14 protein-coding genes are annotated in these 14,742 nt (G+C 75.1%); all 14 read left to right on the plus strand.

What is annotated here, in order from left to right; translation table 11 throughout:
• The first annotated feature begins 1 nt into the window (after position 1).
• The 14 genes from AC0GKK_RS18695 (at position 2) to resB (ending at position 14,737) form a co-directional block, all read left to right on the plus strand.
• On the plus strand, positions 2-238 hold the full coding sequence (locus AC0GKK_RS18695) for a glutaredoxin family protein (protein WP_073576570.1): 237 nt from the start codon (positions 2-4) through the stop codon (positions 236-238).
• Positions 235-708, plus strand: a complete 474-nt coding sequence (locus tag AC0GKK_RS18700) for a hypothetical protein (RefSeq protein WP_489882220.1) — start codon at positions 235-237, stop codon at positions 706-708. Before AC0GKK_RS18695 ends, AC0GKK_RS18700 begins: the two co-directional genes overlap by 4 nt.
• Positions 672-1,919, plus strand: a complete 1,248-nt coding sequence (locus AC0GKK_RS18705) for a molybdopterin-dependent oxidoreductase (RefSeq protein WP_489884036.1) — start codon at positions 672-674, stop codon at positions 1,917-1,919. The genes AC0GKK_RS18700 and AC0GKK_RS18705 overlap by 37 nt, the downstream gene beginning before the upstream one ends.
• A gap of 511 nt (positions 1,920-2,430) precedes the next feature.
• A complete protein-coding gene (locus AC0GKK_RS18710) occupies positions 2,431-3,159 on the plus strand; it encodes a redox-sensing transcriptional repressor Rex (protein ID WP_489882221.1) in 729 nt (242 codons plus the stop codon).
• 4 nt (positions 3,160-3,163) lie between these two features.
• The gene (locus AC0GKK_RS18715; RefSeq protein WP_405414819.1) at positions 3,164-4,585 is read left to right on the plus strand and encodes a glutamyl-tRNA reductase; all 1,422 of its coding nucleotides are present in this window, start codon (positions 3,164-3,166) and stop codon (positions 4,583-4,585) included.
• Positions 4,582-5,538 carry a hydroxymethylbilane synthase gene (gene hemC, locus AC0GKK_RS18720; protein WP_405414822.1) on the plus strand — a complete coding sequence of 319 codons (957 nt, stop codon included), beginning with the start codon at positions 4,582-4,584 and terminating at the stop codon, positions 5,536-5,538. Before AC0GKK_RS18715 ends, hemC begins: the two co-directional genes overlap by 4 nt.
• 16 nt (positions 5,539-5,554) lie before the next feature.
• A complete protein-coding gene (locus AC0GKK_RS18725; RefSeq protein WP_489882222.1) occupies positions 5,555-7,096 on the plus strand; it encodes a bifunctional uroporphyrinogen-III C-methyltransferase/uroporphyrinogen-III synthase in 1,542 nt (513 codons plus the stop codon).
• Between the two features lie 160 nt (positions 7,097-7,256).
• Positions 7,257-8,237, plus strand: coding sequence for a porphobilinogen synthase (gene hemB, locus AC0GKK_RS18730; RefSeq protein ID WP_476652753.1), 981 nt, complete (start codon positions 7,257-7,259; stop codon positions 8,235-8,237).
• 457 nt (positions 8,238-8,694) lie between these two features.
• Positions 8,695-9,501 (plus strand): hypothetical protein, encoded by an 807-nt coding sequence (locus tag AC0GKK_RS18735; RefSeq protein WP_489882223.1) that lies wholly within the window; start codon positions 8,695-8,697, stop codon positions 9,499-9,501.
• Positions 9,502-9,523: 22 nt separating this feature from the next.
• Positions 9,524-10,864: a glutamate-1-semialdehyde 2,1-aminomutase gene (gene hemL / locus AC0GKK_RS18740; protein ID WP_405414829.1), complete on the plus strand. Its 1,341-nt coding sequence runs from the start codon at positions 9,524-9,526 to the stop codon at positions 10,862-10,864.
• 2 nt (positions 10,865-10,866) lie between these two features.
• The gene (locus tag AC0GKK_RS18745) at positions 10,867-11,526 is read left to right on the plus strand and encodes a histidine phosphatase family protein (protein WP_178375916.1); all 660 of its coding nucleotides are present in this window, start codon (positions 10,867-10,869) and stop codon (positions 11,524-11,526) included.
• Positions 11,523-12,122 (plus strand): TlpA family protein disulfide reductase, encoded by a 600-nt coding sequence (locus AC0GKK_RS18750; RefSeq protein WP_062398027.1) that lies wholly within the window; start codon positions 11,523-11,525, stop codon positions 12,120-12,122. Before AC0GKK_RS18745 ends, AC0GKK_RS18750 begins: the two co-directional genes overlap by 4 nt.
• 96 nt (positions 12,123-12,218) lie before the next feature.
• Complete coding sequence (locus AC0GKK_RS18755) at positions 12,219-13,091, plus strand: cytochrome c biogenesis CcdA family protein (protein ID WP_476652750.1); 873 nt, start codon at positions 12,219-12,221, stop codon at positions 13,089-13,091.
• Complete coding sequence (gene resB, locus AC0GKK_RS18760) at positions 13,091-14,737, plus strand: cytochrome c biogenesis protein ResB (protein WP_405414834.1); 1,647 nt, start codon at positions 13,091-13,093, stop codon at positions 14,735-14,737. Before AC0GKK_RS18755 ends, resB begins: the two co-directional genes overlap by 1 nt.
• Positions 14,738-14,742: the final 5 nt, after the last annotated feature.

Below are 14,742 nucleotides of genomic sequence, written 5' to 3' on the forward strand. Positions count from 1 at the left end.
GATGCGGGTACGACTGCTGACCCGGGTGGGCTGCCACCTGTGCGACGACGCCGCCGAGGTGCTGGCCCGGGTGTGCGCCGAGACCGGCACCGGCTGGGACACCGTCGACGTCGACTCCGACGACGAGCTGCGCGCCGAGTACGGCGACCAGGTGCCGGTGGTGCTGCTCGACGGTCGTGAGCACGACTCGTTCCGGGTGGACGAGGAGCGCCTGCGCGCGGACCTGGCCCGGCCGTGAGCCCGGCCCCCGACGGTCCGGTCGCGACCTCGGACGGCCCGGCCGGCGGCGCCCCGGGTGCGGACCGCCCGCCGGTCCGCACCGCACCGGCGGCCCGCACCGCCCTGGCCGGGCTCGCCGCGGCCGCCCTGGGCGTCGGCGCGGGGCAGGCGCTCGCGCTGCTGGTCGCCCCGGCCGCCGGGCCGGTGAACGCCGTCGCCGAGCAGGTCGTGGCGCTCACCCCGCCCGCGCTGGCCGGCGCGGCGACCGTCGGGGCCGGGATCGGCAGCCGCCACACCGTCGTCGCCGGGGTGCTGGTGGTCCTGGCCCTGGCCGCGGCCGGGCTCGGCGCGCTGTCGCGCCGCTCGCCGTGGCCGGGGCGTGGGGGCTCGCGGCGCTCGGGCTGCTGGGTGTCGTCGCCGCGGCGACGGCGTCGGGCGCCGGTCAGCTCGACATGGTGCCGGCGGGTGCCGCGGCCGTCGTCGCGGTGACGGTCTTCCGGAGGCTGCACGCGCTGGCGGCCCGGATCCCCGCCCCGACCGCGGACGGGACGCTGCCCGACGGGCGGCCCGTCCGGTCGTCGCTGACCCGGCGGCGGTTCCTGCGCACCACCGCGCTGGCGGGGGCGGGCGGGGTCGTGCTGGGCACCGGGGCCGCGGTCGCCGCGCCCCTGCTGCCCTCGGGCCGGATCGGGCCCGAACGCGACGCGCTCACCGCCCGGATCCGGACGCTCGCCGCGCAGGGCCGCATCGCGCCCGCCCCGGCGCTGCCCGCCGGGGCGCAGGTGCCGGGCGCGGCCGCGTTCACCACCGCCGTCGACGACTTCTACCGGATCGACACCGCGCTGCGGGTCCCGTCGGTCGACCCGGCGTCGTGGAGCCTGCGGGTGCACGGACGGGTCGGGCGCGAGCTCACCCTCACCCTCGACGACCTGCTGGCCCGCCCGCTCGTCGAACGCTGGGTGACGATGGCGTGCGTCTCCAACGACGTCGGCGGCGACCTCGTGTCCACCACCCGGTTCACCGGGGTGGAGCTCGCGCCGCTGCTCGCGGCCGCCGCGCCCGACCCGGCGGCGGACCAGGCGCTGTCCACCTCCACCGACGGCTGGACGGCGGGCAGCCCGTCGTCGCTGCTGCTCGACCCCGGCCGCGGTGCGCTGCTCGCGGTCGCGATGGCCGGACCGGACGGCCCGGTCGCGCTGCCGCCCGAGCACGGCTTCCCGGTGCGGATCGTCGTCCCCGGCCTCTACGGCTACGTCTCGGCCACCAAGTGGGTCACCGACATCGAGTTCACCACGTTCGCCGCCCGCGCCGACTACTGGCGCGACCGCGGATGGGCGCCGCCCGGGCCGATGGAGACCGCCGCGCGGATCGAGTCGCCCGCCTCGTACGCGAACGTGCCCGCCGGCCGGGTCGTGGTCACCGGCTCCGCCTGGGCGGTGCCCCGGGGGATCCGCCGGGTCGAGGTCGGGGTGCAGGACGGCGGCGCGGCCGGGTCCTGGGTCACCGCGGAGCTCGCGCCGGTGCCGTCCGGCGGGGCCACCTGGCGGCAGTGGCGCGCCGAGCTGGACCTGCCGCCGGGCGGGTACACCCTGGTGTGCCGCGCCACCGACGGCGACGGCGTCGTCCAGACCGCCGAGCGCCGCTCCCCGCTGCCGGGCGCGGCGACCGGCCGGCCGACCCGCACCGTCACGGTGACCTGAGCGACGGTGACCTGAGCGACGGTGACCTGAGCGACGGTGACCTGGGCCTCGTCGCGCCGTCCCGGGCGGAGAGGTGTGTCACGGGCGGTCGCACGGTATGCGTGACGGTGGTGTCGTGGAGACCGACGTGGCGCTCGTCGCACGATGAGCGGTTCCTGCCCGTCGATCACCGGTAGCTCCAGGTCAGGGGCCCGGGCCGAGCACGGAGAGGACCAAGATCGCAACTTTGTGCGTGCCTTCACAAGCGGCTACCGTGGGTTCCCGTCGCCGGACCCGGTGGCACGGTGCCTCCGCGGCGCCGGGAACGCCGGGCCTCGTCCGTCCGCAGCCCGACCGGCCCGTCCGGCCGGTTCGCGGGCGTGCCACGAGCGCGCCGGCGACCGATATTTGCACACCCCCGACCGGAGCACGCCCAGTCTCGATGACCGACCGCCCGCGGATCAAGCCCCCGCGGGCCGGAGCGGGCACCGGGACCCGGCCGCCCGCGACCGACGCCCGAGGAGGACGGCCCGTGACCCTGCCGCCCGAGTCCGGTGCCACCGCGCCCGACGGCAACGGCGAGCGTCCCGCGCGCCCGGTGCCGGAGGCCACCGTGTCCCGGCTCGCGGTGTACCTGCGGGTGCTCGGCGAGCTGCGCGAGGCCGGGGTCGAGACGGTGTCGTCCGAGGAGCTCGCCGGTGCCTCCGGGGTCAACTCGGCCAAGCTCCGCAAGGACCTGTCCTACCTGGGTTCTTACGGCGTGCGCGGCGTCGGCTACGACGTCACCTCGCTGCAGGGACGGCTGCAGGGCGAGCTGGGCATGGACCACCGGCAGTCGGTCGCGCTGGTCGGCGTCGGCAACCTGGGTCACGCCCTGGCCGGCTACACCGGTTTCGCCGGCCGCGGCTTCCCGGTCAGCACCCTGTTCGACGTCGACGACGACCTCGTCGGCAGCGAGATCAACGGCATCCGGGTGCGGCACGTGCGCGAGATCCCCGAGGTGTGCGCCGATGGCGGCGTCACCATCGGGATGATCGCGACGCCGGGCCCGGCGGCCCAGAAGGTCTGCGACCTGCTCGTGGCGGCCGGTGTGCAGTCCATCCTCAACTTCGCTCCGGTGCTGCTGACGGTCCCGGACGACGTCGAGGTCCGCAAGGTGGACCTGTCGGTCGAGCTGCAGGTCCTCGCGTTCCACGTGGCGCGACGGCACACCGGTGCCGCCGCGGTGACGGACAAGACGAACGAATCGGTGGTGTCGTAGAGCCATGAGCGTCCTCGTGGTCGGCCTGTCGCACCGCAGCGCGCCGGTCGAGGTGCTGGAGCGCCTCGCGGTCGCTCCGGGTGAGGTGCCCAAGCTTCTCGAGGAGATGCTCGACCGCACGCACGTCGAGGAGGCGGTCGTCCTCTCCACGTGCAACCGGATCGAGATCTGCGCGGTCGTGGACGCGTTCCACGGCGGCCTCGGCGACGTCACCGACGTCCTCGGCACCCACGCCGGGTTCCCCATCGGCGAGCTGTCCGAGCACCTGTTCGTGCACTACGCGGGCTCCGCGGTCCAGCACCTGTTCGCGCTGGCGGCGGGCCTGGACTCGATGGTGGTCGGCGAGTCGCAGATCCTCGGCCAGCTGCGCGGCGCCTACGCGGCCGCGGACGCCGCGGGCGCCGTCGGCAAGGTCCTGCACGAGCTGGTGCAGCAGGCTCTGCGCGTCGGCAAGCGGGTGCACGCCGGGACCGGCATCGACGAGGCGGGCGCCTCGGTGGTGTCCGAGGCCCTGCGCGACGCCGACCGTGAGCTCGGCGGCGTCGGCCTGGGCGGCACCCGCGCCGTGATCGTCGGCGCCGGGGCGATGGGCGCGCTGGCCGCCGCGCACCTGCGTCGTGCCGGGGCGGGCGAGATCGTCGTGCTGAACCGCTCGGCCGAGCGCGGCGAGCGGCTCGTGGAGAAGGTCCTCGAGCACGCCGAGCAGGGCACCACCGCGCGCTACGCGCCGATGGACTCCCTGGCCGACGAGCTGCGCGACGCCGACCTGATGCTGGCCTGTACCGGCGCCATCGGGCACGTCGTCGACGTGGCCCCGGTCGCCGAGGCGCTGACCGGCCGCACCTCACCTCTGGTCGTGTGCGACCTGGGCCTGCCGCGTGACGTCGACCCGGCCGTCGGCGAGCTGGCCGGCGTGCGCATGGTCGACCTCATCACCCTGCAGCGTCGGCTGCTCGACACCGCCGACGGCGGCTCCGTCGCCGCGGCCCAGACGATGGTCGACGCCGAGGCCCAGCAGTACCTGGCCGGGCAGCGCTCGGCCGAGGTCACGCCGACGGTCACCGCCCTGCGCCGGCGCGCCTCGGAGGTCGTCGACGCCGAGCTGCTGCGCCTCGACTCGCGGCTGCCCGACCTCGACACCCGGGTCCGCGAGGAGCTCTCGCGGACCGTGCGCCGGGTCGTCGACAAGCTGCTGCACACCCCCACGGTCCAGGTGAAGCGCCTGGCCGAGGGGCCGGACGGGGACAGCTACGCCGCGGCGCTGCGCACCCTGTTCGAGCTCGACCCGCAGGCCGCCGCCGCGGTCGCCGCCCCGGTCCGGGGCGCCGACGCGAGCGTCGACGGCGGCGATGTGACCGCAGCCCTGAACGCCCCGCTCGGCCCCACGCCGTCGATCGGGTCCCGTCCCCCGGAGCAGATCCCGTGAGCGTCCTGAAGATCGGCACCCGGCCGTCGAAGCTGGCGGTCGCCCAGTCCACCACCGTCGCCGACCGGCTGATCGCCGCCGGGCACCCGTGCGAGCTGGTCACCATCTCGACCAGCGGTGACCGCTCGTCGGCGCCGATCCCGCAGCTCGGGGTGGGGGTGTTCGTCTCGCAGCTGCGCGACGCGCTCTACGCCGGCGAGATCGACGTCGCGGTGCACTCGTACAAGGACCTGCCGAGCGCACAGCCCGACGGGCTCACGATCGCGGCGGTCCCCGAACGCGAGGACGTCCGCGACGCGCTGGTCACCGGCGGTCGCGTGCTCGGCGAGCTGGGTCGTGGTGCCCGGGTCGGGACGGGGTCCCCGCGCCGGACCGTGCAGCTGCACGCGCTCGGCCAGGGCCTGGAGGTGCTGCCGATCCGCGGCAACGTGGACACCCGGATCGGGAAGGTGCGGTCGGGCGAGCTGGACGCGGTGGTCGTGGCCGCCGCCGGGCTGCGCAGGCTGGGCCGCGTCGACGAGGCGGACGAGCTGATCGACCCTCTGCAGATGCTGCCCGCGCCCGCCCAGGGTGCGCTGGCGATCGAGTGCCGCTCCGCCGACACCGACCTCGTCTCGGCGCTGCACGCGGTGCTCGACGACGCGGGCGTCCATCTCGCCGTCACCGCCGAGCGCGCGGTGCTGGCCGGGCTGGACGCCCGGTGCGACACCCCCGTCGGGGCGCTCGCCGAGGTCGTCTCCGACCTCGACGACGACGGCCGGGCGGTCGACCGCCTGTCGCTGCGCGGCGCGCTGGGGATCGGGGACATCGCGGGGGGCGACGTGGTGCGCGCCTCCGCCACCGGAGACATGGACGACGCAGAGAAGATCGGGGCCGCGGTCGCCCTCGAGCTTCTCGACCTGGGAGCCGAGGACCTGCCCCCCGCAGGTCCCGGTGGTCCCGCCAACCGCTGATTCGGGAGTTTCTTCAATGACAGGACCTGCCAACCCCTCAGGGCGGATCGCCTTCGTGGGCAGCGGACCGGGGGACCCGGCGCTGCTCACCGTGCGCGCCCGGGACGTGCTCGCCGGCTCGCCGCTGGTCATCACCGACCCGGACGTGCCGGAGGGCATCCTCGCCCTGGCCGCCGACGGCGCCGAGGTGCGCCCGGCCGTCGGCCAGCCCGCCGACATCGCGAGCGACCTGCTCACCGAGGCGGGCCAGGGCCGCTCGGTGGCCCGCCTGGTCTCCGGCGACCCGCTGACCAACGACGCCGTCGTCGCCGAGGCGATGGCCGTGTCCGCGTCGGGCACGCCGTTCGACGTCGTCCCCGGCGTCCCGTCCTCGACCGCGGTCCCGGCCTACGCCGGTGTCGCGCTCGGGTCGGCGCACGTCGAGGCCGACGTCCGCGCGGGCGTCGACTGGGCCGCGCTGGCCGCGAGCCCGGGCCCGGTCGTGCTGCACGCGACGAGCGCGCTGCTCGGCGACGTCGCCGCCGGGCTGACCGCCCAGGGCGTCCCGGACGAGACGCCGGTCGCGATCACCGCGGGCGGCACCACCTCCACCCAGCGGACCATCTCGTCGTCGGTCGGGCGGATCGCCGCCGACGGCGGCGACCTCGAGGGCGCGCTCGTCCTGACCGTCGGCGAGGCCGCCGGTCGTCGCGGCGAGCTGTCCTGGTGGGAGTCGCGCGCGCTCTACGGCTGGCGGGTCCTGGTGCCGCGCACCAAGGACCAGGCCGGCGTGATGAGCGAGCGGCTGCGGATGCACGGCGCCATCCCGGAGGAGGTGCCGACCATCGCCGTCGAGCCGCCCCGGTCGCCCGCGCAGATGGAGCGCTCGGTCAAGGGTCTCGTCGACGGCCGCTACCAGTGGGTCGTGTTCACCTCGACCAACGCGGTCAAGGCCGTCTGGGAGAAGTTCGGTGAGTTCGGCCTCGACGCCCGCGCCTTCTCCGGTGTGAAGATCGCCTGCGTCGGCCGCTCGACCGCGGAGAAGGTCCGCGAGTTCGGTATCGAGCCCGAGCTCGTCCCGGACATCGACGAGTCCCAGTCCTCGACGTCCGAGGGCCTGCTGGACATCTTCCCGCCGCACGACGACGTGCTCGACCCGGTCGACCGGGTGCTGCTCCCGCGCGCCGACATCGCCACCGAGACGCTGTCGGCCGGGCTGCAGGAGCGCGGCTGGGAGGTCGACGACGTGACGGCGTACCGGACCGTCCGGGCCGCCCCGCCGCCCGCGCCGATCCGCGAGGCGATCAAGACCGGCGGCTTCGACGCGGTGTGCTTCACCTCGTCGTCGACCGTGCGGAACCTGGTCGGCATCGCCGGCAAGCCGCACGCCCGCACCCTGGTCGCCTGCATCGGTCCGGCCACCGCGGAGACCGCGCGCGAGTTCGGCCTGCGGGTCGACGTGCAGCCGGAGGAGGCCCGCGTCCCGACCCTGGTCGACGCGCTGGCCAGCCACACCGCGAAGCTGCGCGCCGAGGGCAACCTGCCGCCGCCGAAGAAGGTGAAGGCGCGCCGCCGCTGAGCGGAGCGAAGGGCGCATCGGCACCGCCGCTGAGCGGAGCGAAGGGCGCATCGGCACCGCCGCTGAGCGGAGCCGTCGAGCTGCTCCCGTCGGGCCCCGTACCGCCTCCCGAGGTGGTGCGGGGCCGACGTGTGTCCGGGGCGGTCGTAGCCTGGTCCGCATGGGTTTCCCGGCGCAGCGTCCCCGACGGTTGCGGACCACCCCCGCGATGCGGCGGCTGGTCTCCGAGACAGAGGTCCGTCCGCGGCAGCTGGTGCTGCCGATGTTCGTCCGTGAGGGCGCGACGGAGCCGGTCCCGATCGGGTCGATGCCGGGGGTCGTCCAGCACACCCGCGACTCGCTGCGCAAGGCGGTCGCGGAGGCGGCAGCCGCGGGCGTCGGCGGCGTGATGCTGTTCGGGGTCCCCGAGCACCACGACGCGACCGGCTCCGGCGCCGTCGACCCGGACGGGATCCTCAACGTCGGCCTGCGCGACGTGCGCTCCGAGGTCGGCGACGACCTGGTCGTCATGTCCGACCTGTGCCTCGACGAGTTCACCGACCACGGGCACTGCGGCGTGCTGGACGCCGACGGCGGCGTCGACAACGACGCGACCCTGGAGATCTACGCCCGGATGGGCGTGGAGCAGGCCCGCGCGGGCGCCCACCTGGTCGGCCCCAGCGGGATGATGGACGGCCAGGTCGGCGTCATCCGCACCGCGCTCGACGAGGCCGGGTTCACCGACACCGGCATCCTCGCCTACACCGTCAAGTACGCCTCGGCGTTCTACGGCCCGTTCCGCGAGGCGGTGAACTCGCAGCTCAGGGGCGACCGCAAGACCTACCAGCAGGACGGCGGCAACGCCCGCGAGGCGCTGCGCGAGCTGGCGCTCGACCTCGACGAGGGCGCCGACATGGTGATGGTCAAGCCCGCCCTGGCCTACCTGGACGTCCTGGCCCGGGTGGCCGACGTCGCCGACGTGCCCGTCGCGGCGTACCAGATCTCCGGTGAGTACGCGATGGTCGAGGCCGCCGTCGCCCGGGGCTGGCTCGAGCGCGAGCGGACCATCATGGAGACGCTGACCTCGATCCGCCGCGCCGGTGCGGACGTGATCCTGACCTACTGGGCCACCGAGGCCGCGACCTGGCTCGACCGGGGCTGACACCGCTCACCCGGGCGCGTCGCCGGCCGGACTCACCCGGCGCTGCTCGGCTGCCCGGCGCTGTTCGGCCGGTCGGCCCTCCACCCCGACGGGACGCAGCGCGGACGCTGGGCGGGTCGGCGGCACACCCATCGGAGGCGGCGTCCACGGAGACCGTTCGCACGGTGACGGGTTTCCGCGGGGAAGAGGGGCGCCGGGTGCCGACCCCCGGGGTCACCTGTCCGCGAATTCGCTTACCGGGTAAGCGAATTCGCCGCACTCCCTGTGCCTCGACGAGACCGGGGCGCGACGCCGCGTCCCGGTTCCGGAAGAACGGCAACGCAGGGCCCGGCGGGGGCCGGCCGGGTGCCGGATCCCGCCGGGCGGTGCCGGGCGATCGCTCCGTGAGGGGTGAATCGCGGCGCCGGGTACCGCCGAACGTGGCAAACCGGACACCGGCCCGGCTACCGTGGAGCTCGTGAGCAGCAACCCGGGACAGCACGACGCCCCGCAGTACTACCGGCCCGGGCCGTCGACGGGGCACTACCCGCAGTACCCGCAGAACCCGTACCCCCACGGCTGGCACGGCGGCTCCACACCGCCGCCTGCCCCGCAGCAGGCACCCGCCGGGCCCGCGCCACAGCCGGGCACCACCGCACAGCCGGGCACCACCGCACAGCCGGGCACCACCGCACAGCCGGGCGTCGCGCCGCAGCCGGGGCCCGGGCAGCAGGCCGGGCAGGGTCCGCAGTGGAACGCCGTGTCGGGCTGGGGGCCGCCCCCGGCGGGGCTCGGCAGCGGGCCGCAGGGACGTCCGGCCCGGCCGCGTCAGGTGGTCACCGCGCTGGTCGCACTGATCGCGGCGGCGCTGCCGTTCGTCGTCACGGGCATCGGGTCGCTGTTCGTGACGTTCAACGAGTCCCTGCTCAACGACGCCGGGATCCCCCGTGGAGAGTTCGATGCCGCGCTCGCCCAGTCCGGGCTGACGATGGCGCAGTTCGGGGACGCTGTGCGGATCCTGGGCGTGGTCTTCGTCGCGATGGCCGTGATCTGGATCGTGCTGGCGGTAGCGGCGTTCCTCGGCGCGTCCTGGGCGCGGGTCGTGCTGATCGTGCTGCTGGCGCTCTACGGTCTCCCGCTGCTCGCGATCATGGCGACCAGCGGACAGCCGGTGTTCGCGGTACTCGTGATCGGCATCGCGGCGGTGGGCGTCACGCTGCTGTTCGGGCGCCCGGCGAAGGAGTGGTACGCCACCCGCAAGCTCGGGGCCGCGAGCCGGTCCTGACACCGGCTGCGAGACTGGGGACGTGAGCACCGGAAGCGCAGGGACCGCCGTGAGCAACCCGGAACCCGAGGAGTCCGCCCGCCTGTTCGAGCGGGCGACCGAGCTGATCCCGGGCGGGGTGAACTCCCCGGTGCGGGCGTTCAACTCGGTCGGCGGCACCCCGCGGTTCATGGTCTCGGGTGAGGGCTGCCGCCTCACCGACGCCGACGGCGCCACCTACGTCGACCTCGTCTCCTCCTGGGGGCCGATGATCCTGGGGCACGCGCACCCGGCCGTCGTCGAGGCGGTGCGGTCGGCGGCGTCGCAGGGGCTGTCGTTCGGCACCCCCACCCCGGGCGAGATCGACCTCGCCGCCGAGATCGTCGACCGGACCCCGGTCGAGCAGGTCCGCCTGGTCAACTCGGGCACCGAGGCGACGATGAGCGCCATCCGGCTCGCCCGCGGGATCACCGGCCGCACGGTGATCGTGAAGTTCTCCGGCTGCTACCACGGCCACGTCGACGCGCTGCTCGCCGACGCCGGCTCCGGGATCGCCACCCTCGGCCTGCCGACCAGCCCGGGTGTCACCGGCGCCCAGGCCGCCGACACCGTGGTGCTGCCCTACAACGACCTCGACGCCGTCCGCCAGGTCTTCGAGCAGCGCGGCGCCGACATCGCCTGCGTGATCACCGAGGCCGCCGCGGGCAACATGGGCGTGGTGCCGCCGGTCGAGGGCTTCAACGCCGGGCTGCGCGACCTGTGCCACGCGCACGGCGCGCTGCTGGTGATCGACGAGGTGATGACCGGGTTCCGCGCGTCGCGGCAGGGCTGGTTCGGCTGCGACGGCGTCGCGGGCGACCTCTACACCTTCGGCAAGGTCATGTCCGGCGGGCTGCCCGCAGCCGCGTTCGGCGGGTCGGCGCAGCACATGTCGTACCTGGCCCCGGCCGGGCCGGTGTACCAGGCGGGCACGCTGGCCGGGAACCCCGTCGCCGTCGCCGCCGGGCTCACCACGCTGCGCCACGCCGACGACGCCGCCTACGCCACCCTGCAGTCCCACGCCGACCGGGTCGGCGCGCTGGTCACCTCGGCGCTGGAGCGGGAGGGCGTCGCGCACACCCTGCAGTACGCGGGCACGATGTTCTCGCCGTTCTTCACCGACACCCCGGTCACCGGCTACGCCGGGGCCAAGGCCGCCGAGACCTGGCGCTACCCGGCGTTCTTCCACGCGATGCTCGACCACGGCGTCTACCTGCCCCCGAGCGCCTTCGAGGGCTGGTTCGTCTCCACCGCGCTGGACGACGAGGCGTTCGAACGGATCGAGACCGGCCTGGCCGCCGCCGCGCGGGCCGCGGCCGCCGCCACCCGTCCGGACGGGGCCTGAGCATGGGTGACCGGACCAGCCCGCCCGCGTCGGGGCCGGTGACCGTGGTGCACGTGCTGCGCCACGGCGAGGTGCACAACCCCGAGGGCGTCCTCTACGGCCGCATCCCCGGCTACCACCTGTCCGACCACGGCCGGGCGCAGGCCAAGACCGTCGCCGCGTACCTCGACGGCAACGACGTCGCCGCCGTCGTCGCGTCGCCGCTGCAGCGCGCCCAGGAGACCGCCCGCCCGATCGCGGACGCCCACGGCGTCGACATCCACACCGAGGAGGGCCTGATCGAGTCCGGCAACCTCTTCGAGGGCAAGCGGTTCGGGGTCGGCGACGGCGCGCTCAAGCGCCCGCAGGTGTGGCGGCTGCTGCGCGACCCGTTCACCCCGTCCTGGGGCGAGCCGTACCTCGCGATCGCGCACCGGATGCTCGGCGCCGTGCACGCCGCGCGGGCGCTCGCACCCGGCCGCGAGGTCGTGTGCGTGTCCCACCAGCTGCCGATCTGGACGCTGCGCCGCTACCTCATGGGGCAGCGGCTCTGGCACGACCCGCGCCGCCGCCAGTGCGCGCTCGCCTCGCTGACCAGCATCGAGTTCACCGGCACCCGGATGACCGGGCTGCGCTACGCCGAGCCGGCCGGCCCGAGCGGCGCGATGGTGACCGGGGCATGAGACGCCTGCTGCCCGCCCTGCTCGGGCTGCTGCTGCTCGTCGCCGGCTGCGGCGTCGGCCGCGACGCCGCGGGCGGAGGACCCGGCCAGGACTTCCAGTTCGTCGCCCCGGGCGGCCAGGTGCGCATCACCTACGACCCGCCGGAGAGCCGTCAGCCGATCACCGACCTGCGCGGCGAGAGCCTGCTGCGCGAGGGCACCCAGGTCGGCATCGGCGACTTCCCCGACACGGTGCGGGTCATCAACATCTGGGGCTCCTGGTGCGGCCCGTGCCGGACCGAGGCCCCCGAGCTGCAGGCCGTGGCCGAGGCGGCCCGGGGCAAGGCCGTCGTCCTCGGGATCGACGTCCGCGACGACCGGCAGGCCGCCCTGGACTTCGTGACCGACCGCGGCATCACCTACGACTCGATCTACGACGCGCCCGGCCGCACCCTGGCCCGGCTCGACGGCTACCCGCGCAACGTCGTGCCCTCGACGATCGTGCTCGACCGCGACGCCCGGGTGGCCGCGGTGTTCCTGGTCCCGGTCGGGAGCTCGGACCTGCTGCCGCTCATCACCCGGCTCGCCGCCGAGCCGAGGTCCGGTTCGTCCCGCTGACCCCGGGTGATCGCGCGGTCGCGCCCCGCCCGGTGAACTACACGCTGTAGAACCCGCCGCGCGGCACCCCGAGCAGGGCTTCTACCCTGGGGTGCGATGGACGCGACGACGACGCTGGCGATCTCGGGGCCGCTGCTGCTCGCAGTGCTGGTCTCGGTCGCCGCGGGGCTGGTGAGCTTCGCGTCGCCGTGTGTCGTCCCGCTGGTCCCCGGCTACCTCGCCTACCTCGCCGGGCTCGTCGGCGCGCAGTCCCCGCCGGTCACCCCTTCCGAGGCCACCGAGCGCGCCGCCGCCCGCCGGGGCGGGACCGCGGCCGCCCCCGAGGACGGCGTGCAGGACGGTGTCGCGGGTGCCGCCGCCGTGACCGCCGCGCCGGTCCGGGACGACGGCCGCTGGCGCGTCGCCGGGGCCGCGCTGCTGTTCGTCGGCGGGTTCACCGTCGTGTTCGGCGCGATCATGGTCGGCGTCGTGTGGCTGTCCGACGTCCTCATCGACAACGAGGCGCTGCTCCAGCGCATCGGCGGCGTCGTGATGATCGTGATGGGGCTGGCGTTCGCCGGGGCCGTCCCGGCGCTGCAGCGGGAGTACCGCTCGCACTGGACGCCGCGGCTCGGCCTCGCCGGCGCCCCGCTGCTGGGCGCGGTCTTCGGCCTGGGCTGGGTGCCCTGCATCGGGCCGACGCTGGCCGGGGTCGTCGCCGTCGCCGCCGGTACCGGGGGCGGCTCGGTGCGCGGGATCGTGCTGATCCTGGCCTACTGCGCCGGGCTCGGGATCCCGTTCGTGCTCATCGCGCTGGGCGCGACCCGGGCGGTGCGCGCACTGGGCTGGCTGCGCCGCCACACCCGGGCGGTGCAGATCGCCGGGGGAGTGCTGCTGGTCGGGGTCGGAGCGCTGCTGGTCTCCGGCCTGTGGTCCCAGTGGCTGGTCAGGCTGCAGGTGTCGATCGCCGGATTCACCCCGCCGATCTGATGAGCTCCCCGCCCGACGCCCCGCCGCAGCCGTCCGTGTCGACACCGGACGGCGTGCCCCCGTCGTCGCCGGGGCCCGGGCCGCTCTCCCGCGCGCTGGCGTTCCTGCGCAACACCTGGCGCGGGCTGACCAGCATGCGCACCGCGCTGGTCCTGCTGTTCCTCCTCGCGCTGGCCGCGATGCCCGGGGCCCTGCTGCCGCAGCGGTCGCTGAACGCGTTCCTCGTCGAGGACTTCTACCGCGACAACCCCGCCGTCGCGCCGGTGATCGACGCGGTCGGCGGGTTCGAGGTGTTCGCGAGCCCGTGGTTCGCCGCCATCTACCTGCTGCTGATGATCTCGCTGGTCGGCTGCGTGTTCCCGCGCACCGGCGAGTACCTGCGCTCGATCCGCCAGCCCCCGGTCATGACCCCGCGCAACCTGGCACGGCTGCCGCACCACGCCGAGGGCGACACGACCGCGGGCGTCGACGACGAGCTGGCCAGGGTGCGGCGGCTGCTGCGCGGCTGGCGCACCGTGGAGCGCACCGAGGACGACGGCTCCCGCACGATCTCGGCGGAGAAGGGGTTCCTGCGCGAGACCGGCAACCTCGTCTTCCACCTCAGCCTGATCGGCATCCTGCTCGGCCTGGCCGGCGGCAAGATGTACGGCTACGAGGGCGACGTCATCGTCCGCGCCGACGGCAGCGAGTTCTGCAACAGCTCCATCCTCGGCTACGACAGCTTCCGCGCCGGGCTGCGCGTCGACGGCACCGACCTCAACAACTTCTGCGTGAAGGTCGACCGGTTCGACGGCACCTGGCTGCCGAACGGCCAGCCGTCGACCTTCGGCGCCTCGGTCGGGTTCCAGACCGGGCAGGACGTCCGCGACGGCGTCAGCACCTGGCGCCCCGACGAGATCGCGGTCAACCACCCGCTGCGCACCGACGGCGACCGGGTCTACCTGACCGGCTACGGCTACGCACCGGAGTTCACGGTGACCTGGCCGGACGGGCAGAGCCGCACCGGTGAGGTGCAGTGGCGCCCGGTCGACCAGTCCGGCACCCAGCTGTCGGAGGGGGCGACGAAGTTCGAGCGCCCCGGCATCACCGACCCGGAGCAGCGGCGCACCACGCAGCTCGCCGTCACCGGGACGTTCGCACCGACCGGCGCGGTCGACCCCGAGGGCACGCTGGTGTCGGTGCACCCGGACCTGCGCTCGCCGACCGCCGACGTCGACGTGCTCCTCGGTGACCTCGGCATCGACGACGGCCGCGGCCAGTCGATCTTCAGCGTCGACCAGAGCAAGATCGACGACGGCGAGCTGCGCTCCGTCGCGACGGCGCGGCTCGGGATCGGCGACACCACACGGCTGCCGGACGGCACGGTCGTCCGGTTCGACGGTGTGACCCCGTGGGTGAACCTGCAGGTGGGCCACGACCCCGGCCAGTCCTGGGTGCTGGCCGCGGCGGTGCTGATGGTCGGCGGCCTCGCGCTGTCGCTGTCGGTCACGCGTCGCCGGTTCTGGGTGCGGGTGTCCCCGCGCGACGGCGGGGGCGGTCACATCGCCCTCGGTGGTCTGGCCCGGACCGACCGGGCAGGCTACGGCGAGGAGTTCGACCGGCTCGCGACCGAGCTGCTCGACCCGACGGACAAGAAGGACGGTTAACCCGA

The organism is Pseudonocardia sp. P-1, assembly GCF_058111925.1.